At 39.8% G+C, this 25,628-nt stretch carries 23 protein-coding genes; 15 read left to right on the forward strand and 8 right to left on the reverse strand.

Features of this window, described 5'->3' with window-relative positions; genetic code table 11:
• The 6 genes from TDE_RS05090 to TDE_RS05115 all read right to left on the reverse strand — a co-directional run bounded on the left by TDE_RS05090 (position 1) and on the right by TDE_RS05115 (position 6,254).
• Positions 1 to 210 (reverse strand): hypothetical protein, encoded by a 210-nt coding sequence (locus TDE_RS05090; protein WP_002670564.1) that lies wholly within the window; start codon positions 208 to 210, stop codon positions 1 to 3.
• Positions 210 to 1,367, reverse strand: a complete 1,158-nt coding sequence (locus tag TDE_RS05095; protein WP_002682378.1) for an ABC transporter ATP-binding protein — start codon at positions 1,365 to 1,367, stop codon at positions 210 to 212. The genes TDE_RS05090 and TDE_RS05095 overlap by 1 nt, the downstream gene beginning before the upstream one ends.
• Complete coding sequence (locus TDE_RS05100) at positions 1,360 to 2,352, reverse strand: ABC transporter ATP-binding protein (protein WP_002682379.1); 993 nt, start codon at positions 2,350 to 2,352, stop codon at positions 1,360 to 1,362. Before TDE_RS05100 ends, TDE_RS05095 begins: the two co-directional genes overlap by 8 nt.
• Positions 2,349 to 3,365 (reverse strand): ABC transporter permease, encoded by a 1,017-nt coding sequence (locus TDE_RS05105; RefSeq protein ID WP_002682380.1) that lies wholly within the window; start codon positions 3,363 to 3,365, stop codon positions 2,349 to 2,351. Before TDE_RS05105 ends, TDE_RS05100 begins: the two co-directional genes overlap by 4 nt.
• Positions 3,366 to 4,391: an ABC transporter permease gene (locus TDE_RS05110; protein ID WP_002671815.1), complete on the reverse strand. Its 1,026-nt coding sequence runs from the start codon at positions 4,389 to 4,391 to the stop codon at positions 3,366 to 3,368.
• An 87-nt stretch (positions 4,392 to 4,478) separates the two neighbouring features.
• The gene (locus TDE_RS05115) at positions 4,479 to 6,254 is read right to left on the reverse strand and encodes an ABC transporter substrate-binding protein (RefSeq protein ID WP_002670584.1); all 1,776 of its coding nucleotides are present in this window, start codon (positions 6,252 to 6,254) and stop codon (positions 4,479 to 4,481) included.
• A 202-nt stretch (positions 6,255 to 6,456) separates the two neighbouring features.
• Between TDE_RS05115 and TDE_RS05120 the strand changes: the two genes are divergently transcribed.
• The 12 genes from TDE_RS05120 (at position 6,457) to TDE_RS05175 (ending at position 20,667) form a co-directional block, all read left to right on the forward strand.
• Positions 6,457 to 9,072 carry an ABC transporter substrate-binding protein gene (locus TDE_RS05120; RefSeq protein WP_010956874.1) on the forward strand — a complete coding sequence of 872 codons (2,616 nt, stop codon included), beginning with the start codon at positions 6,457 to 6,459 and terminating at the stop codon, positions 9,070 to 9,072.
• 158 nt (positions 9,073 to 9,230) lie between these two features.
• Positions 9,231 to 10,271 carry an ABC transporter permease gene (locus TDE_RS05125; RefSeq protein WP_002670594.1) on the forward strand — a complete coding sequence of 347 codons (1,041 nt, stop codon included), beginning with the start codon at positions 9,231 to 9,233 and terminating at the stop codon, positions 10,269 to 10,271.
• Entirely contained in the window at positions 10,271 to 11,665 is a 1,395-nt protein-coding gene (locus TDE_RS05130) for an ABC transporter permease (protein ID WP_002682384.1), read from the forward strand. The genes TDE_RS05125 and TDE_RS05130 overlap by 1 nt, the downstream gene beginning before the upstream one ends.
• Positions 11,666 to 11,677: 12 nt before the next feature.
• On the forward strand, positions 11,678 to 12,655 hold the full coding sequence (locus TDE_RS05135; protein ID WP_002670599.1) for an ABC transporter ATP-binding protein: 978 nt from the start codon (positions 11,678 to 11,680) through the stop codon (positions 12,653 to 12,655).
• The gene (locus tag TDE_RS05140; RefSeq protein WP_002677558.1) at positions 12,652 to 13,692 is read left to right on the forward strand and encodes an ABC transporter ATP-binding protein; all 1,041 of its coding nucleotides are present in this window, start codon (positions 12,652 to 12,654) and stop codon (positions 13,690 to 13,692) included. The genes TDE_RS05135 and TDE_RS05140 overlap by 4 nt, the downstream gene beginning before the upstream one ends.
• 418 nt (positions 13,693 to 14,110) lie before the next feature.
• Complete coding sequence (locus TDE_RS05145; protein WP_002689609.1) at positions 14,111 to 15,316, forward strand: MFS transporter; 1,206 nt, start codon at positions 14,111 to 14,113, stop codon at positions 15,314 to 15,316.
• A gap of 138 nt (positions 15,317 to 15,454) precedes the next feature.
• The gene (locus tag TDE_RS05150) at positions 15,455 to 16,681 is read left to right on the forward strand and encodes an FprA family A-type flavoprotein (RefSeq protein ID WP_002682387.1); all 1,227 of its coding nucleotides are present in this window, start codon (positions 15,455 to 15,457) and stop codon (positions 16,679 to 16,681) included.
• Positions 16,682 to 16,793: 112 nt separating this feature from the next.
• The gene (locus TDE_RS05155) at positions 16,794 to 17,441 is read left to right on the forward strand and encodes a PTS sugar transporter subunit IIA (protein ID WP_002682388.1); all 648 of its coding nucleotides are present in this window, start codon (positions 16,794 to 16,796) and stop codon (positions 17,439 to 17,441) included.
• Positions 17,442 to 17,453: 12 nt separating this feature from the next.
• Positions 17,454 to 18,335 carry a 16S rRNA (adenine(1518)-N(6)/adenine(1519)-N(6))-dimethyltransferase RsmA gene (gene rsmA / locus TDE_RS05160; protein WP_002682389.1) on the forward strand — a complete coding sequence of 294 codons (882 nt, stop codon included), beginning with the start codon at positions 17,454 to 17,456 and terminating at the stop codon, positions 18,333 to 18,335.
• Positions 18,336 to 18,354: 19 nt separating this feature from the next.
• A complete protein-coding gene (locus tag TDE_RS05165) occupies positions 18,355 to 18,864 on the forward strand; it encodes a hypothetical protein (protein ID WP_002682391.1) in 510 nt (169 codons plus the stop codon).
• On the forward strand, positions 18,851 to 19,888 hold the full coding sequence (locus TDE_RS05170) for an RluA family pseudouridine synthase (protein ID WP_002682393.1): 1,038 nt from the start codon (positions 18,851 to 18,853) through the stop codon (positions 19,886 to 19,888). Before TDE_RS05165 ends, TDE_RS05170 begins: the two co-directional genes overlap by 14 nt.
• A complete protein-coding gene (locus TDE_RS05175; protein ID WP_002682394.1) occupies positions 19,882 to 20,667 on the forward strand; it encodes a pseudouridine synthase family protein in 786 nt (261 codons plus the stop codon). The genes TDE_RS05170 and TDE_RS05175 overlap by 7 nt, the downstream gene beginning before the upstream one ends.
• Here TDE_RS05175 and TDE_RS05180 read toward each other — a convergent pair.
• Positions 20,600 to 21,952 (reverse strand): bifunctional folylpolyglutamate synthase/dihydrofolate synthase, encoded by a 1,353-nt coding sequence (locus tag TDE_RS05180; protein ID WP_002682395.1) that lies wholly within the window; start codon positions 21,950 to 21,952, stop codon positions 20,600 to 20,602. The two genes, TDE_RS05175 and TDE_RS05180, sit on opposite strands and share 68 nt — an antisense overlap.
• Positions 21,953 to 22,043: 91 nt before the next feature.
• Between TDE_RS05180 and murC the strand changes: the two genes are divergently transcribed.
• The 3 genes from murC to cmk are packed head-to-tail and all read left to right on the forward strand — an operon-like array spanning position 22,044 to position 24,949.
• Positions 22,044 to 23,486, forward strand: a complete 1,443-nt coding sequence (murC, locus tag TDE_RS05185; RefSeq protein ID WP_010956876.1) for a UDP-N-acetylmuramate--L-alanine ligase — start codon at positions 22,044 to 22,046, stop codon at positions 23,484 to 23,486.
• A gap of 15 nt (positions 23,487 to 23,501) precedes the next feature.
• Positions 23,502 to 24,368: a YicC/YloC family endoribonuclease gene (locus tag TDE_RS05190; protein WP_002682397.1), complete on the forward strand. Its 867-nt coding sequence runs from the start codon at positions 23,502 to 23,504 to the stop codon at positions 24,366 to 24,368.
• Between the two features lie 17 nt (positions 24,369 to 24,385).
• A complete protein-coding gene (cmk, locus tag TDE_RS05195) occupies positions 24,386 to 24,949 on the forward strand; it encodes a (d)CMP kinase (protein WP_002682399.1) in 564 nt (187 codons plus the stop codon).
• Here the strand turns inward: cmk and TDE_RS05200 are convergent.
• Entirely contained in the window at positions 24,941 to 25,621 is a 681-nt protein-coding gene (locus TDE_RS05200) for a hypothetical protein (protein WP_002671768.1), read from the reverse strand. The genes cmk and TDE_RS05200 overlap by 9 nt on opposite strands.
• Positions 25,622 to 25,628: the final 7 nt, after the last annotated feature.

A 25,628-nucleotide genomic window follows, 5' to 3' on the forward strand; every position in this document is an offset into this window, starting at 1 on the left:
CTAGCCGAAGATGAACATTGATATCAGATAATAGGCTAATACAATTACGGCTGCGATAGGCAGCAAGGTTGTAAGGGCCGCTATTATCAAGGCAGGAACATCTCCTTTTTCAAGGTTTGCTTCTTCCCGCAGATGATTCAATTCTTCATTTTCTTCCATAGCTTGGCGCCTTTTTGACTTTAAACTATGGTCATGGTCTCTAAAAAACATTACAGCTCCGCTCCGCTAAAGTGGCAGGCAACAAAATGTCCCGGTTTTTCTTCCTTAAATTGAGGAATTTCGCGTTTGCATATATCCTTTGCAATGGGGCATCTTGTATGGAATTTACAGCCTGTAGGCGTGATGATATTGGACGGAATGTCTCCTTCCAATAAGATTCGCCTCTTTGTTCTCATCTTCTGTAAGTCCGTTTCAGGAATGGCTGAAAGAAGGACTTTTGTATAAGGATGAAGAGGATTGGCATACATTTCGCGTTTATCGGTAAATTCGACCATATTTCCCAAATACATAACACCGATTCTATCGCTTATGTGCTTTACAACCGAAAGGTCATGAGAAATAAACAAATAGGACAGGTTAAATTCTTTTTGCAGGTCATTGAGGAGGTTTATGATCTGGGACTGAATCGATACGTCCAAGGCCGAAACGGCTTCATCGCATACTATGAATTTAGGCTTTAATGCAAGGGCCCGTGCTATACCTATGCGCTGCCTTTGACCGCCTGAAAATTCATGAGGATATCTGTAAATCATATAGTCCGCCAAGCCGCAGGTGTTCATTATCTCCTTTACATATTTTTCATATGCGGGGTCTTTCTTTTTGAACATTCCATGCTCAAGCAAGGCCTCGCCTATGATCTGTCCTACAGTCATCTTAGGATTAAGAGAGGAGTAGGGGTCTTGGAAGATAATCTGCATCTTTTTTCGTAAGGGCATCATTTGAGTTACAGTGTAATTTGTAATGTTTTCGCCCTCAAAAAAGATTTCGCCTGCTGTGGGCTTGTAAAGTTTTAGGATTGTACGGCCCAAGGTTGATTTTCCGCAGCCCGATTCTCCTACAAGGCCTACGGTTTCTCCTTCATGGATAACGAGGTCTATACCGTCATTGGCGATTACGCACAAGTTTTGACCGTGCAGGTCGGAATAGGTTTCATAGTCCAAAATTAGATCTGTCAGCTCCTTGCCGAGGTCCTTACCGCTTTTATACATGTCCATCAGCTGACTCATGCCTACCTTAGTATTAAACATGCCGGCACAAACCTTAAGAGCTTCATCGGCTATTCTTTTAAGAGTTTTTCTCTCATTCCGTGTTTTGCCGGTAGGAAAATACTGTTTAAGGCCTCGAGTTTCCAATAATATCTTACTCATGTCTACCTCCTGATTTCGGATAAAAGCATCTGATTAAGTGTCCTTCTTCTACTTCAACCAATTCGGGCTTTTCGTTTCGGCATTTTTCGGTTGCATACTCGCACCTTGTCGAAAATCTGCAACCCTTGGGAAGTTTAAGAGGATGAGGTACACTTCCTTGAATTTGAGCGAGATATTCTACTTCTTCATCCAAGAGGGGGATTGATTCAAGCAAGCCTTCCTTATAAGGATGAGAGAATTGAGTCTGTCGGTCAAAGATAACGTCTACCGGAGCCCTTTCAACGATTTCTCCCGTGTACATTACGGCTACATCATCGGCCAATTCTGCAATGGCACCCAAGTCGTGGGTGATAAACATGATTGCCGTGTTGTGCTTTTTCTTTAAATCGTTCATCAACTTAAAGATCTGTGCCTGTATTGTAACATCAAGGGCCGTTGTAGGCTCATCGGCTATCAAAAGACGAGGCTTGCAAGCCAAGGCCATAGCAATCATTACACGCTGCCTCATTCCGCCCGAAAGCTGGAAGGGGTAATTATAAACTACGTTTTCCGGATTAGGGATTTTTACTTCGCGTAAAAGGTCGATGGCGGCAGCCCATGCTTCTTTTTTTGACATGTGCTGATGAAGAATTAAGGGCTCGCTTAGCTGTCTTCCTATTCTGTGAACGGGGTTAAGAGAGGTCATGGGCTCTTGGAATATCATCGATATATCGTTACCCCTTATCTTTCTTATTTCCTTTTTGCCTAAATTTACAAGGTTTATTCCGCCGAAATTTATTTCTCCTTGGACAATTTTGCCCGGATATTCGAGAAGGTTGAGAATACTAAAGGCTGTGATGGATTTACCTGAGCCTGACTCTCCTACTATTCCCAAAGTTTTACCGGCTTCGATTGTAAAATCTACACCTTGAACGGCTTTTATTGTTCCCTTGTTTGTAAAAAAGTATGTATGTAAATTTTTAACTTCAAGTAGAGGATTTTTCATACAGCCGCCTCCTTTACTGTTTGCTTAGCCTGTTTTGCAAGTCTTTTTTCTTCTTTTCGTCGGGCTCTAGCCTCTTTTCTTTGTGCCTTTGTTGTATATTCGGCCTTCGGGTCAATAGAGTCTCTAAGACCTTCACCGATGAGGTTGATACTCATAATAAAGAAAAAGAGCATTGCACCGGGGAATATCCAAATCCACCAAAAGGTTCTAAGGCTTGTGCTGTTTTCTGAGGCCTTCGATAAAAGAGCACCCCATGTCGGAATCGGTTCGGTTACCGACAAGTTTAAGAATGACAAGAATGCTTCACTCAAAATAGATGATGCAAAGGTGAGGGTTGCAGATACTACAACAGTCGCTAATACGTTGGGTACCAAATGTCTGAAAATCTGGTTACGCCTTTTTATCCCTAAGGCCCTCGTTGCCACAATAAATTCCTGTTCCCTTAAAGCTAAAATTTGCCCCCGTATCAATCGGGCTAAGCCTGTCCAGCTTAAAAGTCCCAGTATTATAACTATTACATAGAGCCTGAATTCGGGCGGCCTTTCCCTAAATATGGCTGATAGTGTATAAGCTATGGCCAAGAAGGGGAATGAGGAAAGTATTTCTATTAACCTCATAATAATATTATCAACCCTGCCGCCGAAAAATCCTGCAACCGAACCCATAGTTAAACCTATGGTTACGGCCATAAATGTAGATAAAAAGCCTACCTGTAAAGAAATCCATCCTCCTTCGAGAACTCTCATGAAGGTGTCCCGTCCGTACTTGTCCGTTCCGAATGGGTGTATCCAAGACGGCGGATTATTTTTTATTGTAGGATCTGTTTTTGCAAAATCGTAGCCTGTGAATTTGGTATAGAAATGAGTTACTACAACAAGAAGGACTATTGTAACGAACATATAAAAGCCCATCATAGCCAGTCTGTTGTTTCTAAATTTAATTCTTATCTGCTGTGCCGGGGATAGAATAACTTCGTCTTTTTCACTGAAATTTTTGTTTTCTTCTTGAGCCATTTAAACCTTTCCTTCCCGAATCCTCGGATCTACGACCATATATCCTACATCTATGAAGATATTACCCAATAGGGTAAGAAGTCCAAAGAATAAGAGAACAGTTTGTAATACTGCCCTGTCCTTAAAGCCGTATGCATAATTCATCAGTAATCCCATTCCGGGATAAGCAAATATTTTTTCGACAACTATAGAACCGCCGAAAAGGCCGGGTATATATAAACCGATAAGGGTAACAACCGGTATCAAAGCATTTTGAAAGGCATGTCTGTATATAACTACCTTTTCTGAAAGCCCCTTTGCTCTTGCCGTCCTGATGTAATCTGATTTTAATATTTCAATCATTGCTGATCGTACATAGCGTATAAGTCCTACAAGGGATGTAAGAACTACTACGGTAACCGGTAATATGATATAATGCCAGTCAGGTAGGATGCCTCTAGGATCCGACATACCTGAAAAGGGTAAAATTTGCATAAATATAACGAATACCATTATTAAAAGCAGTGCCAAAAAGAAAGAGGGTAGGGATATACCCACTATTGTTAGAACCGTTACTGTTTTATCAAAAAAACTGTTCTTTTTTACTGCTGCCGTGATTCCTACCGGAATCGAAATTAAAAAGGCTAGAAGAAAGCCCCAAATATTTATTCTAAAAGACCGTTTTATATATGTTCCTATAAACTCATTTACGGGTTTATTGTATTTTATCGAATAACCGAATTCTCCTCGAAAAGTATCGCCCATCCATAAAAAATATCTTTCTACAGGGCCCTTATCGTATCCTAAAAATTTTCTCATGTTTTCAATATATAGGGCTCTTTCTTCCGGCGTCATAGCCTTGGTCTTTTCGGGATCAAGCATTGCCAATATGGGATCTCCCGGCATCAGGTTGATAAGTATAAATATCGCAACCGACATGATTATTAATACCGGAATTATCGATACTAAACGCTTGAATATATACCGGACATATGGAAAAAGGATTTCAAACAGCGATTTTGAACCGCTTACATTATTATTTGCCATAAAATCTCCTTTAGGTAAAAAATAAGACCTCCGCTTAAATTAAACAAGAGGTCTTATGATTGAGTTAAACAATCAGTATTGGATTAATTATTTTTTCCAATTTGCTTCGGGTAAAGCTCTTGCCCAGTTCCACAAAGCTGTAGTATGGAAGTTTTCCAATTTATCCGTAAAGAGGTCATAGTAATTGTTTGAGTAAACAGGGATAACGGGAAGTTCTTTATTTATAGTTGTTATGAATTTTCTCCAGTTTTTCCTGTACTCATTTCTTCCTGTTACGGGATGTGCATTTTCGATGTCATCAAGCAGCTGATCCCATTCTGCAGGAGTATAAGAAGAACCTCCCGAGAACATTACGTTGTTGATAGAGGGCTGTCCCCAAGGTTTAATAAGCTTTGTTGCGTAGTCGGATTTGGGATTGGCTTTGAGTGTATAAGTTGTACCGCCTACGAAAGCATGATAGGTTCTTTCTTCTTTTGTGTCTCCTGTCCAGTGGCTGTACATTACGGGCCAATCAAGACCTGTTAAACTTATCTTAAAGCCGAGCTTTGAAACATAAGTATCATTGAATACGAGGTTATATGTATCGGACCAGAAAGGTGTGTAAGTAATCTTGATTTCAAGGGGTTTTCCTTCCCAAAGATAACCTGATTTTGCATTACCTGTAAGTTTTGCATAATCTCCGTCTGTTCTTGCAGCTGCTTTATCAAGGAGTTCCTGAGCTTTTGCAATATTTGCAGCTTCATCGAATTTTCCGTCTTTATCTAAGATATCGTAGCTTGTCAAGGTGCTTTCGAATTTACCTACGGCAGCTGTTCCAATAAGGCTTTCTTCATCATCATCCCACAATGTCCAGTCGTTTTTGGAGTAGGGGCCGTTGGAAGAAATACCGTATTGACCTAAGAAAAGCTCGACGATTTTCGGTCTGTTAAGAACATAGGCAAAGGCCTGTCGTACTTCCGTAAGAGAAGTGGGACCGAAGTTACAGTGGAGGGCGATTGTTCCTCCTCCGTGCCTGTAGTAATTGGTGTAAGAAAAGCCGGGCTTATCTTTAACGGGATCGATTTTTTCGGCTTGACCTTGGCTTGTCAGCATGTCTACTTCACCCTGAAGGAGCTGGTCAAGTTCGGTTTCGCTGGGAACAACCTTAACGATTACCTCTTTGATGGCAGGTGCCTTACCGAGGTAGTCTTTAAAGGCTTCCAACTTAACATATTCGCCTTCCTTGTATTCGGTCATCTTGTAGGGACCGTAACCGATGGGCTTTGAAATGTTCTTTTTAACATATTGCTGTACGGTAATGCCTTCTTCCTTTGCACCCTTTGTGAAGGTTTCTTCGGGAAAGAGGTAAAAAGGAGTGAATACATCTACGTCAACAGTGTAGCTGACCTTTTTAAGATGGAAAGTTACGGTATTTGCAGCTTCATCAATTTCAATACTTTCAACATAATCGTTGATTGTTGATGATCCGCCCGTATCGCCTAAAGCTTTTGTGTCCATGTAAAAGTCATAGGTAAACTTTACATCCTTTGCAGTTAAAGCTTCACCGTTATGGAATTTTGCTTCTTTTACAAGCTTAAATGTCCATGTTTTAAGGTCATCGCTTACCTTTTTTTCTGCAATGAGAAGAGAGTCCTCAACTTGACCTTTGGAATTTTCGTTCATAAGACCGAATGCCCAAATCAACTTCCGGATATCGTCGTCATAAGACGAATTCGTCCAGCCTCTGTAAAAGTCGCCGTTAAACTCTGCTGAAGCTACAACGAATGGCTTTTCGTTTGTCTTAGTTGCTGCACCGTTTCCTCCGCATGCGATCAAGGAAAAAGCGAGCACCAATGTTACAATTAGCACCATAATTTTCTTCATAGTGTCCTCCAAGTATTTTTGTCGGTAAGATAAATTACCGAAGAGAAGTGTATCATAAAATGATAAAAATGTAAAGATTACGGCAAAAAAATGTCAATAAAAAAAATAAAAACAAAATAAAAAAAATATTTGACAAATCCTCAATAGTATGTTTTAATAATAAGTAGTGTTTTTAACACATAAAAACAACAGGAGGAATTTAATGAAAAGTTTTGTTAAGTTTTTAGCATGTATGCTTGCAGTGGCTTTGGTATTTACTGCATGCGGAGGCGGTGCCGGAACTGCCGCAGGAGGCAAAAGCCCTGTAAAGAACGGTACCTATGTAGATAAGGTTATCTACTCCGTAAGTACCGATCAGACCGTTGCCTTAAAAGATGTTATTGAGGGAAAGGTAGACCTTATGTTTACCTCTGTTCCGCCCGTACTTTTGTCGGGTTTGAGCGATGAAGACAGAGATAAGATAGATGTTTATCCTGTTCCTACAGGTTATTGGTCTCTTCTATTTAACCCTATCCCCAACAAGGCTCCCTATGTTTGGAAGACGGAAGCCGGAGAGGAAATGTTTAACCCCGTTGCCATCAAGGAAGTCCGCTATGCCTTTAACTGGTTAATCAACCGAAAAAAATTGGTAGATGAACTCCTTTTAGGTGAAGGTTCTCCTATGTATACGCCATGTACCGTAGGTCTTCCCGGAGCATACCGCTATAATATCTTGGCTTCCAAATTCGGTATCACCGAAACCGGAGATGAGCAAAAAGCTATCAGCATGATTGAAAATGCTATGCAAAAGGCTTCTCAACTTGCCGAAAACAAGGGAAAACTTGTAAAAGAAAACGGAAAGTGGATGTACAAGGGCAAGCCCGTTACAATCAAGTCCATAATGCGTGTTGACGATCCTACAGGCCGTCTTCCTGCAGCCCGCTATATTCATGCTCAAATCGAAAAAGCCGGTCTTACGGTTGAAGGTTTTGAACGAGATAGAAAAACAGCCGGAAGTCTTGTTTACGGCGGAAACCCTGCCAACTATGATTGGACCATGTACCTTGAAGGATGGGGTTCAGGCGGTTTCTATGTAACATGGGAAACTCCTCTTTGCCAGATGTACAGCCCCTTCTACGGCTACATGCCGGGAGGCGGAGAGGCCGAATTCTGGAATTATTCAAACGAAAAATTAGATGTTTTAGGTAAAAAGGCTGCCTACGGACAGTATTTGACTGCCGAAGAATTCTTTAGCGAAACAACCGATATGTGTGCTATAGGAATGGGAGAAGCTGTCCGTGTTTATGTTGTTTCTCAAAACGATTTATATGTAGCCAACAGAGGAAGATTTAATTCACGTCTTTTCTATGGAACCTCTGACGGCTTTAACGGCTGGACCGTAAGATGTGCCGATGTTAAGCCCGATACAGACGGCCCCTATAAAGGAAAGAGGGTCTTGCGTGTATTGCAGTATTCAGCTCAAGGCTCCTTATTTATGTCTGAATGGGATCCTGTAGGCGGACAGGGCTTTAGTGATGCCTATAGTACTGCCTTTTTTAATGCCGTTACCGATAGAGCTTCCTTTGATAACCCTGCCGTAGGACGATTGGAATTTGCTATGTCAACGGTTGATGTTGCAAATACAAAATTCGCTCCCAAATTCGTACCCACAGGCAACAAGACAGAGGAAGGCGATGATGAACTTGCAATGGGCGGTGATATTCCCGTTCCTGCAGAAGCCGTTATGTATGACACAGCTTCAAAAAAATGGGTTCCTGCCGAGTCAGGTCAAAGTGTTGCAACTGTTGCAACGGGTAAGCTCGTAGACGGTTATTACTGGCATCACGGCGAACCTGTCGATCTTAACGATGTCAGGTATGCCTTTGCCTTTGCTTATGAGTGGGCTATTCAAGACGGAGAGGGAGACCTCTACTATGATGCTCCTTTAAGCAGTGTAACTCTTCCAAGTCTTAAAACCACAAAAGGTATAGTATTTAATAAGGATGGATCCATAACTACATACAGTAACTACTTCCATGCTCCTATCCCAAGAGATACAGCTATAACTGTAGGCGGTTTAAGCGTAAAGGCTGCTAACCCCGGACGACGAACAAATGTACCTTGGGAAATTTATGAAGCCTTGGCAGAAATGGTAGTACACGGCTCAAAGAGCGGAACGGTTTATAACTTTGCTAAAGACGGCGGAGAGCGCGGTGTAGAAGCAAATGTTAAAAACCCCGATTGTCTTGCAGATATCAAGGCTAAATTGGAAGATTTTGTTGCTTCAAAGCATATTCCTGTGTCTTTAAAGGATTTTATAAATGAAGATTACGCCATTAAGAGATACAAGGCTTCTATAGCCTTTATCGAAAAATACGGAAATGCTTATATTACAACAGGTCCTTTAATGTTCGAAAAAATAGATCCTGTTACAAGCTCCGTCGTATTGGCTAACTTCGATAAGTATCCTTATAAGAGCGACTACTTCCCGAATATGTTTAAAACAGATCTTACTGAGATTCAGTATGTCAAGGCTCCTGTAGCTCCTTCGGCAGACAAGGATGCCGTATTTGAGGTAACCGTTTCCAAGTATGCTTATCCTGAGGTTGAAAGAGTCCCTCTCGATAAGGGAAAGGTTGAAGGACGTCTCCAGCTTCCTTCAGGCGGAGAGAAGACTTATGATGCTAAAGCAATAGGTGACGGTAAATTCACTATTACCGTACCTGCATCAGACTTAGCCGGACTTGAAAAAGGCGTGGAATATATAATGGTTGTATTAACCTCAATTTCCGATGAGCCGCCCTCAGCAAATTCGGTAAGCTTTACAATTCTTAAATAGGATTTTAAGATTGTAATTTAAATCGAGATGCCTTGAAGCTGGGCATTTCTAAAAGTCTAACCGGTTTTTTAGAGATGCCCAAAAGGCTTTGAGGCATTTTGAGTTTTTTAGCAGTAATGTGCCTTGAGCTCAAAGCCTAAATTTTGTAGGAGACTTTTATGTACAAGTGGTATGCACTTAAACGTATTTTACGCGGTGTAGTAATATATTCCATTCTTATTTTTATCTTTTCTTTTTTATTTAATCAGATAAATGAAAAGGTTCAGCGCAGCCAGATAATGGAAATGGTACGTGCTGAAGCAAAGGGTCTAAAAAATATGACTGCCGAACAGATAATGGCATGGCGTAAAGATCAAGAATTGACCCTTATCAGACAATATAAATTAGACAGGCCCTTAGTTGAACGTGTTTTACACAACGCAAAGAGGGTTTTGACTTTTGATTTCGGTAAATCGACAACGATAAAATCCTTAACGGGTTCTCAAGAGGTTATCAAAATACTTGGTGAAGCAATTCCCAGAACCCTCTTGCTTTTTACAACAGCCTTTGTGATTAATACGCTGATTGGTTTAGCCCTGGGTTTAAAAAAAGCCCAAAAGCCGGGAAGCCGGTTGGATAAGACAACAAGTTTGATTACTCTTATCATTTACGGTATGCCCAGTTGGTGGTTAGCCATGCTTTTAATATTTGTGTTTGTTTATAAAATTCCCCTGTTTCCTTCGGGAGGAGTAAACTCTGTCCCTGTACCGGAAGGTATATGGTTTGTATTTGATAGACTGCAGCATCTTGCTCTTCCGATTCTTACCTTGGTATTTTTGGGCTTTTGGAGTACGGCTTACGTTATCCGAAACCTTGTTTTGGGTACCTTGCAGGAAGATTTTATAATGAGTGCAAGGGCTCGCGGTATCCCCGAAAAGAAGGTACTTCACGGCCATACCTTAAGGACATCGGCACCCCCATTGGTAACTATGATTTTGCTGTCATTTTTGGCTTCAATGTCGGGAAGTATCATATATGAGGGTATTTTTTCGTGGCCCGGTTTAGGTCAGCTTTATTGGATTGCCGTTCAGCAAAACGATATACCTGTCTTAATGGGAGATTTGGCTATTACAACAGGTCTTTATCAAGCAGGTCTTATAATCCTTGATCTGGTTTACGGTTTCTTAGACCCGCGTATAAAAGTCGGAGGCAAGGAATAATGGAAAATTTTGTTGATAGATTTAAAGAATTTTGGAATGATTTTAAAAAAGAAAAAATAGGCATAGTTGCCATAGTTCTTTTAGGTTTACTTGTAATTTTGATTATACTTGAGCCTGTTGTCTTGCCCTTTAAGGGAACAAACGATAATTGGCATAACATTTCTTATTGGGAAGATAACCCTGCTTCCGCTCCTCCCGTATGGTCGGAATTGTTCAGCACAAAAAAATCGGCTAGGACAGTTCGGTTTACCGAGCCCGAAATTACGGAAGAAGAATCGGAGCATTTCGGTCAGGCTAAGGTTTATAGTTTTAAATATAACTATAATTACGATAAAAACCCCAATAACATTATTTTTAGAGCCGAACTTACCGGCGATGTAATAATGAGTATGGATGTTATCCGCCCTGATGGAAAACGTATTGAGCTCGGAGTTTTTCAAAAAGGAAATTTAAAAGATTATCACAGCCGCTTTACGGTTTTAACCGATGCAAAATCAACAATGCAGCAATTTACGGCTGCTTACGGCGCCTCAGCTACATCGGGAAACGCAAATCCTGTTCAGTTGTTGTTCTCTGAAGTTTCAAAGACTATGTACAGGGATAAAAAGCCTTTAAAGGGTGAATATGTTTTTAAATTCGTTATACCCAAAGATGTTGCATCCAACTCTGCCAATAAGATTGAAAATCCGCGGCTTATAATTCCGGGAGCGGTTTCGGGTCTTTTGGGTACCGACCTAAACAAGAGAGATTTATTTTCAGGTGTTATGGCCGGTTTAAAATGGGCTCTTTTAATAGGTCTTGTTGCAAGTATTATTTCCGTTTTGGTCGGCGTTATGTACGGAATTATAAGTGCCTACTTCGGCGGAAGGGTTGATACGGTTATGATGTTTATCTTTGAAATAGTCGTATCCGTTCCTATTATTCCTATATTGATTGTATCGGCTGCAGTTTTTAAACCGAGTATATGGATGATAATCCTTGCTCTTATTATTTTCGGCTGGACAGGCTCGGTAAAAACCGTCCGCTCAATGGCCTTACAAATAAAGGAAGAAACCTATATTGAAGCCGCAAAGGCCCTCGGTGCCGGAAAATGGAGAATTATTCTAAAACATATCGCTCCTCTTCTTTTGCCGTATTCTTTTGCTATTATGGCAAGTTCGGTTCCGGGAGCCATTATTTTTGAATCCTCTCTTTCGCTTTTAGGTTTGGGAGATCCTTCTATTGTAACTTGGGGACAAATTCTCCATGATGCACAAAGCTCAGGCGCAACCTTAAACGGTTTATGGTGGTGGATTATTCCTCCCGGTCTTTTTATAGCCCTTTTGGGTATGATATTTGCATTCCTAGGTTTTGCAATGGATAAGATACTGCATCCTAAACTCAGGACAAGGTAAGGAGGTTTTAATATGGAAAATAAAGAAGTAGTTCTTGATGTAAAAAACTTGAGATTGTACTATCACACCTCCGCAGGTATTGTAAAAGCCTTGGATGATGTGAGTTTTACTCTTCATGCCGGCGAAACGCTGGGTCTTGTAGGAGAATCCGGTTGCGGTAAAACGACTACAGGTATGGCTCTGCTTAAGATGCCCTCTCCTCCCGGAAGAGTAGAGGAGAATTCTCAGATTATAATCAATGGAAGGGACATTGTTCCCCTCTCCGATTCAGAGATAAGAAAAAATGTACGCTGGCAGGAAATTTCGATGGTCTTCCAAGGAGCTATGAACAGTTTAACTCCGGTTTACACAATCGGGAAACAGATGCTTGAAACATTGAGGGAACACAAGGAAATGAGCGATAAAGAAGCTCAAGACCTCATGGAAGAGTATCTGGGCTATGTCGGCCTTCCGCCCGAAGTTTTAAACCGCTATCCCCACGAGCTTTCAGGAGGAATGAAGCAGAGGGTTGTTATAGCAAGCGGCCTATTCTTAAAACCTAAACTCGTTATTCTGGATGAACCCACCACTGCCCTCGATGTTATTGTTCAAGCTCAGATTATAAACCTTTTAAAGGAACTAAAAAAGAAATTTAAGCTTTCCTTTATATTTATTACCCACGATCTGTCGCTTGAAGCCGAAATTTCGGATAGGATTTGTGTTATGTATGCGGGAAAAATTGCCGAGCTCGGAACCAATGAGCAGATATACGGTAAGGAGCCCCTGCACCCATATACCCAAAAACTTTTACAGGCAACACCTCTTTTAAGAAAGAGGGTGAGCGAGCTTTCCTATATTCCGGGAACGCCGCCCGACCTTATTTCTCCGCCCAAGGGCTGCCGCTTTAATCCGAGGTGTCATTGTACAATGGATAAGTGCTTCGAAGTTGAGCCTCCTCTTATAGAGGTTGAACCGGGACATCAAGTAGCATGCTGGAGGTGTGTAAAATGAGCGATAACGAAAAAAAGATAGATCCTAATGACCATGTTCTTGAACTGATTAATATAAAAAAATATTTTGAGCCCCATCAAGGTTTTGTCCAAAGCCTTTCAAAGGGAACAGCCAAAAAGATAAAGGCTGTAGATGATGTTACCTTGCGTCTGAGGAGGGGAGAAATCTTCGGCCTTATAGGGGAATCGGGTTCAGGTAAAACTACGATAGGGAAGATAGCGATGAAGCTTCATACCCCTACCGAGGGAACAATCCTATACAATGGTGAGGATGTTACAAACAGCGATAAGGAAAAGACTGCCTTTTACCGCCGCCGTGTTCAGATGATTTTCCAAGACCCCTATGCTTCTATGAATCCCCGTTTTAAAATTCGGGATGTAATGGAGGAACCTCTTCTTATTCATAAGATTAAGGGAACTCGGGCAGAAAACGATGAAAAAATCATCAAGGCTATTTCGGAGGTAAAGCTCAACCCGCCTGAGGAATTTATGACACGCTATCCTCACATGCTTTCGGGCGGTCAAAGGCAGCGTATAGCTACGGCCAGAACCCTTATCCTAAATCCTGAGGTTATAGTTGCAGATGAGCCTGTTTCGATGATCGACCTTTCAACCCGTGCGGAAATTCTTCATATGATGAGGGAGGTTCAAAGGAAGTTAGGCCTTACCTATCTCTATATTACCCACGACCTTTCGACGGCAAGGTATTTTACCGACAGAATAGCGGTTATGTATCTCGGCCGCATCGTAGAGATGGGGGATGCCGATGATGTTATAGATAATCCCATGCATCCTTATACTCAGGCCTTGATCGAAGCTGTTCCCGAGCCTAAACCCGGAATGCTTGAAGTGATTAAAAAACTCCCCATTTCGGGAGAAATTCCTTCTCCTGCAAATGTGCCTTCAGGCTGCCGCTTCCATACGAGATGTCCCTATGCCGATGAGTCCTGTTCGTCTATGGAAGAACCCTCGTTGATGGACATAGGAAAGGGACACTTTCATGCCTGCCGAAAGGCCGAAGAGATTAAGAAGGGATAAAATGGAATTTAAATTATGACAGAATGGATTACCCCTGAAGTGGAAGTTTTTACAAATCAGTGGTTATGCTGGGATAAAAACTCAGGAACATAGGGGAACTGGTACACTCTCAGCATTTGCATAGTGAGTGATTCTTGTAATGGGCTCCTCTAAAAAATTGACTTAAATTTGCTTTGTGTTTTTTAAAATAGAGGAGCCTTATCAGTTTTTTACATAATAAACTGATAAATTTGAGGCTTTTTAACCGTTTCCTGATGCAACTGTGTGTTTTTAAGGAAGTCTACATACATTTTATGTCCTCATCCTGGTACGGAATATGAAAAAAATGCTTCACAGTATGGTATAAAAATAGCGCATAGATGAGCAGGAGATTTTTCAGAATTTAAAAAACTTATTTACAATATGGGGAGATGTACTGATGAGTAAATTTAAAACACATGAAAAATGGTTTATTTTTTTGAAGGCGGCGAATATTTTTTTTACTGTGTTAAATTCATGCGTAATATCACTTTATTTGAAAAGTCAAAACTTTTCGTATTTTCAAATAAGTATTTTATTTTCGCTTATTCTCGGTGTAGGTTTTATTTTTGAATATCCTTCAGGTCTTTTAGCTGATTGCTTTGGGCGCAAAAAAACTTTTGCTGCAGGTCTCTTTTTTTCTTGTATGCAGTATTTATGTTACGGATTTGCGAGAAACTTTTTATTTTTTTTGTTCGGTGCTTTTTTTGCAGGGATAAGCGATGCTTTTTTATCGGGTTCACTTGAAGGCTGGCTTGTTTCTGAAAATAAAAAGATACAAAATGAAAAAAATAATGTACGAGTCTTTTCTATTTCTCGAACATGCATAAATATATTTTCCGTTGTTTCAATTTTACTGATAGCTCGTTTTATCGATTTAGGTATTAACCGCTTATTTATCTTTGCCGGAATAGGATTATTTATTTTATCGGGGGCAGCATTTTTTATTTTTCCTGATAACAAGGCTCAAAATACAACGATAAAGCAAAATTTAGCATCGTCCGTAAAAGAGCTATTCCATAATCAATCCGTTTTACAGGCAGGTTTAATTTTAGCTTCATTATATACCTGTTTTTCCATATATATTCTTATTTGGCAAAATATGGCTCATTCTTTATCTTTTACAAATATGCATATTCCATTATTACGATCGATCACTCTTATAGGAGGTGGCGTTGCCTCGTACACAGCCCGTAAAGCTAGAACTGTTTCGGCTAAAAGAAAAATATTTACAATTTGCTTTATATTGATTGCCGTTTCGTTTTGTATCATGGCTGTTAGCAGCAGTAGTCTTATTTTTTTTAAAACATATTTATTTTTACAGCCGTTTACGGCGGCAATGTTTATTTACGGTTTAGGAACGGGGGCCGTTATTCCGCTTTTTTACGGGTATTTAAGCGAGGTAATTAAAGGTGAAGCTCATGCGTCGGTTTTTTCGTTGGTAAGCGGATTTGCAAGTTTAGTAGGTATCGGTACAACGATTGGAATCGGCATTGTAATTGACTATGTGGGCTTTTCTAAAATTCTTATTGTAGGAGCGGTTTTTTCAGGCTTTATTGGAGTTATAATTGCTGTGAAATTCGGGAAAATAAAGTTAAAACAATAACTGAGGTAAAAAAAGTGTCTATTATAAAATTTATGACAACAGTCTTGGTTCTCTTGAGCAAATGCGTTTCTTATGATAATATTTAAGCTGCGGATTGGTTTTAATCCGCAGCTTTTAGTTTATGGAGGTATCAATTTTATGGAAGCAAAAAAACTTACGGAACGCGTTTATTGTATTCATGCAGATATACATGACAGAACTGCACGCTTTGAAGGTATATGGTTATTGCCCCACGGCGTTTCTATAAATTCTTATGTTGTAAAGGGAGAAAAAACCGCCCTTATAGATATAGTAAAAGACTGGGACGGCTCGGTAGACTCTTACAGAAAGCAGCTCGAATCCATAGGGCTTTCATTTTCTTCTTTTGACTATGTAATTTTAAACCACCTTGAACCTGACCATGCAGACCTTATAAACCTTGTGAAGGAAGAAAATCCAAGGGCTGAAATCTTGGCTTCTTCAAAAGGCGTTGCCCTTATCAAAAACTTTTTTAAGATAAACGAGGGTGTAAGGGCCGTAAAAGACGGAGAGGTTTTGGATCTAGGCGGAGGGAAAAAACTTGTATTTTATGAGACTCCCAATATCCACTGGCCCGAAACTATGATGACCTATGACCCTGACGATAAAATTTTATTTTCTTGCGATGCTTTCGGCTCATACGGCTGTATAGGCGAAAAAATATTCGATGATCAGCACACGGAAGATGAACTTAAATTTTTTGAAAATGAGGCCCTTAGGTACTATGCAAATATTGTGGCCAGCTTTAGCAGCTTTGTAAACAAGGGAATAGAAAAACTCGCCGCCCTTGAGCTTAAATTTATTTGTCCGAGTCACGGTCTGCTTTGGCGGGGAAATCCTTCGAGAATTGTAAATCTTTATAAAAAATTTGCAGATTATAATACCGGAACCGGAAGCGGGTTGGAAAAGACCATCTGTATTATTTGGGGCTCAATGTACGGTTATACCAAGGCCGGTCTTGATGCGGTTATTGAAGGCATAGATGAAGAAGGCGTACCTTATTCTATCTATAGAATTCCCGACACGGATGCTACCTTTATTTTAGGAGAAGCCTACCGCTCTGCAGGTCTTTTATTGGCAATGCCTACCTATGAGTACAAGATGTTCCCGCCCATGGCCCATATCCTTGACCTTTTTGAAAGAAAGCACTTTGTCAATAAAAAGGTGTTCCGCATAGGAAGCTGGGGCTGGGTAGGGGGAGCCAAAAAAGAATACGAGGAAAAAATAGAAAAATTTAAGTGGACCAATATCGAATCCCATGAATGGCAGGGTAAGCTCAGCGATGAGGATAAGCGGATATTAAAAGAAAGAGGCAGGGAATTGGCAAGGGCCGTAAAAAACGGATAAAAATCTTTGCTATATCTTGACATATTCTTACATTTTATGCAAAATACTTGAGCTCATTTTTTTTGTTTGTATGTTTACTCGAGCGAGCTTAAATATTTAGTGAGGTAAATTTTTGTCAAGCGAAATTTTAACTATTGAAGAAGTGGCCCGTTATTTGCGTGTTTCCGAAAGAACCGTTTACGAGTGGGCTCAAAAAGGTGAAATACCTGCCGGAAAAATTGGGACGGTTTGGCGTTTTAAAAAAGATGACATTGAGAGCTGGGTTGATGAAAGGTTAGCCTCTTCAAAAACTTCAGTTTCTAAGCAGCATAAAATAGTAACCGAGAATTTTTTGTCGCCCGATCGGGTTGTCCTTTTGGATTATGCTTCAAAGCATGATGTTTTGGTTATGATGTCCGAGGTTCTGGCTAAGGCTCCTCAGGTAAAAAATTCTGCAGAGCTTTTAGATGCAATTTTAAAAAGAGAAGCTCTCATGTCTACCGCTGTAGGAAGAGGAATTGCTATTCCCCACGTAAGATTGTCTTCAGTTACCGATCTTGTTATGGCTGTAGGTATTTCTAAAAGGGATATTTTAGACTTTGACGCTGTTGACGGAAATCCCGTGCGTTTGGTCTTTATGATTGCTGCTGCAAACAATCAGCATGATTATTATTTGCAGACAATCTCCCATTTTAGTGCAAAACTGCGTAATGAAGAACTTAAAAGCAGCCTATTAAATTCAACCGACCCCGCGGAGGTTTATGCTCTTTTGTGCGAATAGGGTACGGGTTCGATGAACTCCGGTTTTTTTTTAAGTCCCCCGAATTATGACTCTCCGGCAGAACTCAAATCTCTTTTAGAGACTCTGGGTTTTGCCATGCAAAAAAAATTCGGTCAAAATTTTTTAATCGATAAAAAGACACGCGAGAACTTGATTTCCTTTTTGACTCTTGATAAGGGAACAAGGGTTTGGGAAGTAGGCCCCGGGCTTGGGGCTATGACCTATCTTCTTTTAGAAAAGGGTGTTCATCTTACCGCCTTTGAAATTGACAAGGGCTTTATATCCCTTTTAAAAAAAATCTTTTTAGAAAACTCAAAACAAAACTTTACCTTAATTGAAGGGGATGTTCAAAAAAACTGGCTTCCTTATTTAATAGAGCATGGAAAGCCCAATGTTTTTTTCGGCAATCTTCCGTATAACATTGCCTCTGATCTGATTGCTTCTACGGTAGAAGCCGGAGTTGTTTTTGATACAATGCTATTTACCGTGCAAAAAGAAGCAGCCGAAAGAATTACGGCAAGACCCGGCAATAAAAACTATACGGCATTTTCGGTACTATGCTCCTTGTTTTATGAGTGTAAGATAGTCAAGACAATTCCTGCCTCAGCTTTTTGGCCTCAGCCCAATGTCGAATCTGCCGCTGTCTTGTTTAAGGCAAAAAAAGAATTTGCAGAATATAAAAACTTTAAACTTTTTATCAAAATAGTGAAGGCTCTTTTTTCTTCGCGCCGAAAAAATATAAAAAACAATTTGGGTTCGTGGATGAAATCAAACGGATACGGCGATAAGATCGATCTTGTTTTAGAAAGGTCAGGCTTAAGCGGAAATTTAAGAGCCGAATCCCTTGCCCTATATGACTTTTTGCTTCTTTCTGATATAATAGGGCATCTATAAAAAGATTTGGACAAAATAAATGAAGCATACAAAAAAAATTGCTTTTTTAATTTTCTTTGTTTCTCTTTTTTCCGTTTTTCCGGTTTACGCTGAAGACACCAAGGTTTCAAAAACCCCCGATCCCTATGGGGCCGAGGAGTTTAAGCAATGGCAAAAGGATTTACGCCGTTTTGAAATTATAACTTTTGGTGCCCTGCCCTTTGTTTCGCTTTTATCGTTTTGGGCCTATGACATAGGCCGCTCAATAGCGCATAAGGGGGACCCTGCCTATAATCCATGGCCTCTTAAAGATGCCAAGATTGCGGTAAAGCTTACTGAAAAGGAACAGTTGGGTGTTTTTTTAACGGCTGTCGGTATTTCATTGGGGGTTGCTATAATAGATATAACCTACCGTTCAATTAAAAGGGCTAACGCAAAAAAACTTGAGGAAAAAAATGAGGAGCCCGCAATTTTGTTGATCCCCATTGAAGAAAATAAAAGTGAAGAAACCGAAACTTCAAAAACAGAGGAATCCGATGACGCTCAATAAGAGTGTTCCTTGCAGATCCATATCCGAAAAATTTAAGGTTGACGGTCTTGTATCTCCTTGCAGGATTGATGTTTATTGTACCGAAACCTTGAAACACTTAAGCCGCTCTCAATTAAAGACGGGCTTAAAGTCCCTTTATGTAAATTCGCAAAAAGCCAAGCTTTCCCGCAATGTTCAAAACGGAGACCTTATTGAGCTTGTTTGGGATAATCCGATCCCCGAATATGCTCATCCTCAAAAACTTCCGCTTAATATAATTTATGAAGACGAGAATATAATTGTTGTAAACAAGGAAAGGGGCATGGTAACGCATCCGGCAGGCGGAAATTGGGACGGCACCCTTGTAAATGCTTTAAATTATTACAGACTTTATGATTCTAGGATTAAGGATGAGTTTGCCGTAGAACTTAATAAGCTTTTAAGTGGCGAAGTAAAGAATATTGAAAAACTTTCTTTGGAGCCCTACCGCATGGGTATTGTTCACCGTCTGGATAAGGAAACTTCGGGGCTTATTATTACGGCAAGGAATTTAAAAACCGAAAAGCTTTTAAAATCTTTTTTTAAAAAAAGGGCGGTAAAAAAATATTATCTTGCAGTCCTTGACGGCGTTCCGCCTAAAAATAAGGGCAGGATAAAGACTTCTGTTTTTCGATCAAGTTCCGACAGAAAAAAATTTAGCGTCTCTGCCGATTTGTCAAAAGGGAAAAAAGCTCTTTCAGCCTATAAGGTTTTGAAATCCGACGGAAAAATGTCCTTGGTTCTTTTTAGGATTTACACAGGCCGGACTCATCAAATCCGCTTACATGCCAAGTTTATGGGATGTCCCGTTGCAGGAGACAAAGTTTACGGCAAAAAAAAGACAGGTCTTGAAAAGAAAACAGGTCTTGCCAAAAAGACCGGTATGCCGCTTATGCTTCATGCTTATAAGCTGATAATTCCTGATACCGTAAATTCAAAAAAAGAATTTAAGGCGCCTATACCTAATGATTTTAAACAAATACTGATACGGGAGGCTCTATGTTAATTGATTGTAAATTCTCTTCTCAAGCTGAAGTTATTTTTGAAAATGAGGCTTATGCCGTTTTATATAAGCCTCGCGGAATGCCTACGGCTCCTCTTTCAGAGGATGAAGAAGGTACTCTGGTTTCTTGGTTTTTAAAAAGATGCCCCGAAGCAGTGTCGGTAAAAGGAAAAAAAGATATTGAAGCAGGCCTTGTTCACAGGCTTGATACGGCAACAAGCGGTTTGGTTTTAATGGCAAAAAATCAAGAAAGCTATGATGCCTTAAATTTAATGCAAGGAAACGATTTAATAAAGAAAACCTATGTCGCCTTTACGGATATTGATAATGAGTCGGATTTAAATGCCGATTTTTCACGGTTGAACCTTCCATATAGAATTTCAAGTCAGTTTAGAAGCTTCGGTCCAAAGGGTAAAAAAGTTCTTCCCGTTTTTTACGGTATGAGAGATTTTTCTTCTACAGCTAAAATTTATACAACCAATATTATCGATATAAATAATTTAGATGATTCGGTACCGAGGGTAACCTGTACCTTAACTCAAGGCTTTAGGCATCAGGTAAGGGCTCACCTTGCTTCCATAGGGCTGCCTATTTACGGCGACCCTTTATACAACGGAAAATTCAAAGATTTTCCGCAGGAAAAAATAGAAGATCATTCTTATCCCTTGCAGCTTTACGCCGTAGGCCTTTCCTTTCCGGAACCTAAAAGAGACTTTAAGCTTGAGGACTCAAAAGACTATGTATCCTTTTTGCTTCAGCCGCCAGATAAAATGATCCTGTAATCAAGAGGGGCTGCTTTTTTTCTCTACATTCGATTATCTCGTTTTTTATTACGGCTTCATAGTCCGCATTTTTTTCTACCATACAGGAAGAAGCTTTAAGCCCTTCTTGGAAAATTGTATAGCTTAAATCGGGATTACTCTTTTTTGACGCGCCCGGAATTGTAACGATTATTTTTGTAAAATTATCCTTAAAAAAAGGAACCATGTCCCTTACGTTTTTGTCTTCGGCACATGCAAAGATGAGAGTTCCTTTTTCTTTTACAAGCTCGGTATAGGTGCTCATGCACAGGGCAATGCTGTTTTTTGTATGGGCGCCATCTATTATAATTTCAGGATTATCCGAAAGAAGCTCAAAGCGGGCAGGCAGCCAAGCCGATGCAAGCCCCCTTTCTATAAGAGCCTCATCCATTTCAGGAAAAAGATATTTTACCGTACAGGCTGCGAGGACTGCATTTTCAGCCTGAATCAGGTCAAGGAGTTTTAGGTTTGAGCTTATGGGCCTTTTAAATAGCTTGCTTAAATAATGCGAATTTTTGAATTCCATATCTATTTTTAAACCCGCTTTTGAAAGACTGTAATTTACGGGTTCTTTTACGATGTCGAGGATATAAAAAAATTCCGCATTCAGCTCAGCCGCTCTTTTTTTAAAGACAGCCAGAACCCCATCAGGCTGTTTACAGCAAAAGACGGGAGTATTTTCTTTTATGATGCCGGCTTTTTCAAAAGCTATTTTTTCGAGGGTATCGCCCAAGTACTGGGTATGTTCAAGCTCAATAGGGGTTAAAACGCAGGCCCTAGGTTTGAGGATATTTGTCATATCAAGCCTTCCGCCCATACCGGTTTCGATAACCGCCCAATCCGTTTTTTGCATACTAAAAAGCAAAAAGGCCGTAACCGTAACTATTTCAAACCAGCCGGGATCTATTTCGGGTTCCTTTTTGAGTATAGCCCCAAAGCCTTCAACGATTTTTTTATAAGAGGCAGAGTAGGCCTCATCATCAAAAAAACTTCCTGCTTGGGTCATCCTCTCTCTAAAGTCCGATACATGGGGAGAGGTGTAAAGGCCTGTTTTTTTTCCGGCTTCTTTTAAGATTGAAGCAATCATGGTAGAAACGGACCCCTTTCCTTTTGAGCCTGCAATATGAATTGATAGAAAATCGTCTTGAGGATTGCCGAAAAAATCGGCAAATTTCCGCATTTTTTTAAGATTGTTTTCGTCTTTGTGCGCATTTCTTTCATAATTTATAAAGGCATCAAGCCATTTACTGAATTCTTCGGTATTCATATAAGACCTCCGGGCCTTGGGTTCCGCATCAATGACGCGTTCCAAGCTGTGCCCTATTGCTAAAAAACAGAATATAGAATATTATATACGCATGTGTCAAGTTATTCTACCCGATAATTTAAAAGGTTTTAAGATTTATATGATCGGTATTAAGGGTACGGGAATGACGGCTTTGGCGGAAATTTTGGTTTCGCGTGGAGCCGTGGTTTTAGGAAGCGATGTACCTGAAAATTTTTATACTGATGATGCTTTAAAAAAACTTAATATAGATATTTTTTCTCCCTTTTCTCCCGATAATATTCCTGATGATGTAGGGCTTGTTATCTATTCGGCAGCCTACTCCCCCGATAATAACGAAGAAATGTATGCTATAGAACAAAAAGACCTCCCAAAGATGTCTTATCCCGAGGCTATAGGCGCCTTGTCCCGTCATTCCTATTCTTGCGGCATTGCAGGTGTCCAAGGAAAGACCAGCACAACGGGGATTACGGGTTCTATATTAAAAGAATTAAAACTTCCCGTTTCGGTATTAGCAGGAAGCGTAATAAAGAGCTTCGGCGATTCGTGCACAATGCTTAACGGTTCAAAATACTTTGTTGCCGAAACATGCGAATATAAAAGACATTTTTTAAACTTTCATCCTAAAAAGATAATTTTAACCGGTATTGAACCGGATCATCAAGATTATTATCCGACCTATGAGTCTATATTGACGGCCTTTTTGCAGTACATCGACAGACTTCCCCAATTCAGCGAACTCTTTTATTGTGCAGATGATGATGGAGCTTGCGAGGCTGCCCGTTTAAGTTTTTCGAGTAGGCCCGATCTTATTTTTATTCCCTATGGGGAAAAAGCTTCGGGAGATTATAAGCTGACTGTTTCAGGCGTACGGGATGAAAAACTTTATTTTTCTCTTGCCGGTTTTTCGGGAGAGTTTTATCTGCAAATCCCTGGCAAACATAATGCCTTAAATGCCGCTGCTGCAATAGCCCTTTCGGTGAGCCTTTTAAAAGAAGAATACGGCGAAATCTCGATGGCCAATGTTTCTGCCATCAAAAAGGCCGTATCTTCATACGCCGGAGCAAAGAGGCGTACCGAGTTAATAGGTAAGGTAGAATCTAAGGATATTTTGGTTTATGATGACTATGCCCATCATCCTACGGCTATCAAGTCCCTTTTAAGCGGCCTACGACAATTTTATCCGAAAAGGAGAATAATTGCAGATTTTATGTCCCATACATATACTCGGACGGAAGCTCTTTTGGAAGAATTTGCTTCTTGTTTTGAAGATGCCGATATGGTGATTTTGCACAAGATTTTCAGCTCGGCACGAGAGAAATATCAGGGGCAGGTAGATGCAGAGCTCCTTTTTAACCGCACAAAAAAATATCATAAAAACGTCTTTTTCTTTAATGAAGTATTGGACGCAAAAAACTTTGTTTTAGAAAAATTAAAGCCGGGGGATATTTTTATTACGATTGGTGCGGGGGATAATTATGTTCTGGGCACCGAGATTTTAAAAGAGCTTAGTTAAAATAAGGAAAAATATATGAAAAGTATGACGGGCTATGCCCTTACCGAAAAGACCGAACCTAATTCCTTTATAAGTTTGGAACTAAAAAGCTATAATTCAAGATATTTGGATTTAAATTTAAATTTTCCCTTTTGGCTTTCTGCCCTTGAGCCTATTTTTAGAGCTTACTTTTCTGAAAAAATAGCCCGCGGAAAGGTTGAAGTTTCCCTCCATGTAAAGGATGCGGATATAGATGTAGATATCCTCACCAATACTAAGGTTGCTAAGGCCTATGCAAAGGCTATGAGGGAGGTGGCCGAGGCTGCAGGAATAAACCCCGAAATAGATATAAACCGATTTTCCGAAAAGGACGGTGTAATCATTATAGAAAGGAATATAGATATTTCCGCTTGGGAAAACACCCTGCTTCCCATATTTGAAGAGACTTTTACAAAATACGATAAGACGAGGCTTGATGAAGGAGATGTCTTAAAAAAAGATATTTTAAGCAATCTGGACAGGATTTATGCCTCATTGAAGGTAATAAAAAAATATGCGCCTCAAATGGAAGAAATTTTTTGTCAAAATATTAAAGAAAGATTTACCGAACTTTTAGGCAGCGAAATAAATGAACAACGCATTATGCAGGAAGTTGCCGTAATGCTTGTAAAGTATACAATCAACGAAGAAATTGTCAGGCTTGAAGCCCATTGTAATTCTCTATCTCATGAGCTTAAAAAGAATGAGCCCATAGGAAAAAAACTCGACTTTATCTGTCAAGAGATAAACAGGGAAATAAACACCATAGGTTCAAAAAATCAGATGATTGAAATGGCTCAGTCTATTATCGAAGTAAAAGATGCTCTTGAAAACATAAGAGAACAAAGCAGGAATGTAGAGTAGGTTTTATCGGAGAAAATATGAAAAAGACGGCTTTTAAAATCCCTGAAGGAAAGGAACTGAGAATTGCAATTTCCGGTCCTTCCGGCTGCGGAAATACTACGGTTTCTACCTTAACTGCAAAGACCTTAAATTTACCCTGTATCAATTATACTTTTAAAAATATTGCTAAGGAGCTTAATATCTCTTTTGAAGAGGTATTACGAAGGGCCCAAGAAGATTTTTCTTTTGATAAAACGGTAGATAAAAAACAGATTGAGCTTGCAGAAGCAAGCTCCTGTGTCTTGGGTTCAAGATTGGCAATTTGGCTTTTAAATCAGGCTGATTTGAGAGTTTATCTAAGAGCCTCTATAGAAGTACGCGCAAAAAGAATTCAAAAAAGGGAAGGCGGCGATATAGAAAAAATAAAGGCCGATACCGATTTGCGGGATATGGAAGATACACGAAGATACAAAGAGCTATACGGTATCGATAATACAAAATACGAAAAGGCAGATCTCATTATAGACACGGATAATCTAACGCCTGAAAAAATTGTGAAAAAAATATTAAGCGAGCTTTATTCCAGAGGGCTTTTAATTTAAGAAGTCCGTAATAGTTTTTTTATCCTCACCGGATAAATCCACAAATTTTAAATTTAAAATACCGTCATTTGAAACTATTTTACAATTTGGAACTATAAAGTTGTGCTCTATTTTTAAGGAGCATTGATCGAGAACCATGCCTGCATTTAAATTACCTACATTTGCAGGCATATCCGGTAAGAACACTATATCGTTCTCGGTTAAGTTTTTTACCGTTCCGGTTATTATTGTTTCATTTATAGGATTTGTAAATAAAAACTGAACACTCTTTTCAATATTTTTGATATGATTATAATTATACCGGTTAAAAATCATACGTAATTCTTTAAGGACGTCGTCATTAAAATTATTGTTTTCTTTTAAGTTTATAATACCTTGGACTCCTAAAAACATTGCTTTGTCTGCTTCATCTGCCGAAAAATCGGACGGAGTCAAAAGTATTACCGGTATTTCTTCCCTTGAAGTATCCCATCGGATATGCTGTGTAATAGGCTTCCAATGACGTGGGAAGTCTCTGGTATTGATAAGTACAATATTGGGACTAATTTCTTCAATATTATCCAAGGCTTTTAGCGGAGAGCGGTAATGTATAAGGTCAAATTTATACTCGGAAAAAAGGGGTTGTAAATCATCAGTTGAACGAGGTAAATCCGAAATCAATAATGCTTTCATTTTAAAA

Origin of the sequence: Treponema denticola ATCC 35405 (assembly GCF_000008185.1) — a bacterium.
In the GTDB taxonomy this organism is placed as follows: Bacteria; Spirochaetota; Spirochaetia; order Treponematales; family Treponemataceae; genus Treponema_B; species Treponema_B denticola.

Excerpts from the sequence above, each read along its gene's own strand:
- TDE_RS05090 (WP_002670564.1), bottom strand. The coding sequence starts at position 210 with ATGTTTTTTAGAGACCATGACCATAGTTTAAAGTCAAAAAGGCGCCAA.
- TDE_RS05095 (WP_002682378.1), bottom strand. The coding sequence starts at position 1,367 with ATGAGTAAGATATTATTGGAAACTCGAGGCCTTAAACAGTATTTTCCT.
- TDE_RS05100 (WP_002682379.1), bottom strand. The coding sequence starts at position 2,352 with ATGAAAAATCCTCTACTTGAAGTTAAAAATTTACATACATACTTTTTT.
- TDE_RS05105 (WP_002682380.1), bottom strand. The coding sequence starts at position 3,365 with ATGGCTCAAGAAGAAAACAAAAATTTCAGTGAAAAAGACGAAGTTATT.
- TDE_RS05110 (WP_002671815.1), bottom strand. The coding sequence starts at position 4,391 with ATGGCAAATAATAATGTAAGCGGTTCAAAATCGCTGTTTGAAATCCTT.
- TDE_RS05115 (WP_002670584.1), bottom strand. The coding sequence starts at position 6,254 with ATGAAGAAAATTATGGTGCTAATTGTAACATTGGTGCTCGCTTTTTCC.
- TDE_RS05120 (WP_010956874.1), top strand. The coding sequence starts at position 6,457 with ATGAAAAGTTTTGTTAAGTTTTTAGCATGTATGCTTGCAGTGGCTTTG.
- TDE_RS05125 (WP_002670594.1), top strand. The coding sequence starts at position 9,231 with ATGTACAAGTGGTATGCACTTAAACGTATTTTACGCGGTGTAGTAATA.
- TDE_RS05130 (WP_002682384.1), top strand. The coding sequence starts at position 10,271 with ATGGAAAATTTTGTTGATAGATTTAAAGAATTTTGGAATGATTTTAAA.
- TDE_RS05135 (WP_002670599.1), top strand. The coding sequence starts at position 11,678 with ATGGAAAATAAAGAAGTAGTTCTTGATGTAAAAAACTTGAGATTGTAC.
- TDE_RS05140 (WP_002677558.1), top strand. The coding sequence starts at position 12,652 with ATGAGCGATAACGAAAAAAAGATAGATCCTAATGACCATGTTCTTGAA.
- TDE_RS05145 (WP_002689609.1), top strand. The coding sequence starts at position 14,111 with ATGAGTAAATTTAAAACACATGAAAAATGGTTTATTTTTTTGAAGGCG.
- TDE_RS05150 (WP_002682387.1), top strand. The coding sequence starts at position 15,455 with ATGGAAGCAAAAAAACTTACGGAACGCGTTTATTGTATTCATGCAGAT.
- rsmA (WP_002682389.1), top strand. The coding sequence starts at position 17,454 with ATGAACTCCGGTTTTTTTTTAAGTCCCCCGAATTATGACTCTCCGGCA.
- TDE_RS05165 (WP_002682391.1), top strand. The coding sequence starts at position 18,355 with ATGAAGCATACAAAAAAAATTGCTTTTTTAATTTTCTTTGTTTCTCTT.
- TDE_RS05170 (WP_002682393.1), top strand. The coding sequence starts at position 18,851 with ATGACGCTCAATAAGAGTGTTCCTTGCAGATCCATATCCGAAAAATTT.
- TDE_RS05175 (WP_002682394.1), top strand. The coding sequence starts at position 19,882 with ATGTTAATTGATTGTAAATTCTCTTCTCAAGCTGAAGTTATTTTTGAA.
- TDE_RS05180 (WP_002682395.1), bottom strand. The coding sequence starts at position 21,952 with ATGAATACCGAAGAATTCAGTAAATGGCTTGATGCCTTTATAAATTAT.
- murC (WP_010956876.1), top strand. The coding sequence starts at position 22,044 with ATGTGTCAAGTTATTCTACCCGATAATTTAAAAGGTTTTAAGATTTAT.
- TDE_RS05190 (WP_002682397.1), top strand. The coding sequence starts at position 23,502 with ATGAAAAGTATGACGGGCTATGCCCTTACCGAAAAGACCGAACCTAAT.
- cmk (WP_002682399.1), top strand. The coding sequence starts at position 24,386 with ATGAAAAAGACGGCTTTTAAAATCCCTGAAGGAAAGGAACTGAGAATT.
- TDE_RS05200 (WP_002671768.1), bottom strand. The coding sequence starts at position 25,621 with ATGAAAGCATTATTGATTTCGGATTTACCTCGTTCAACTGATGATTTA.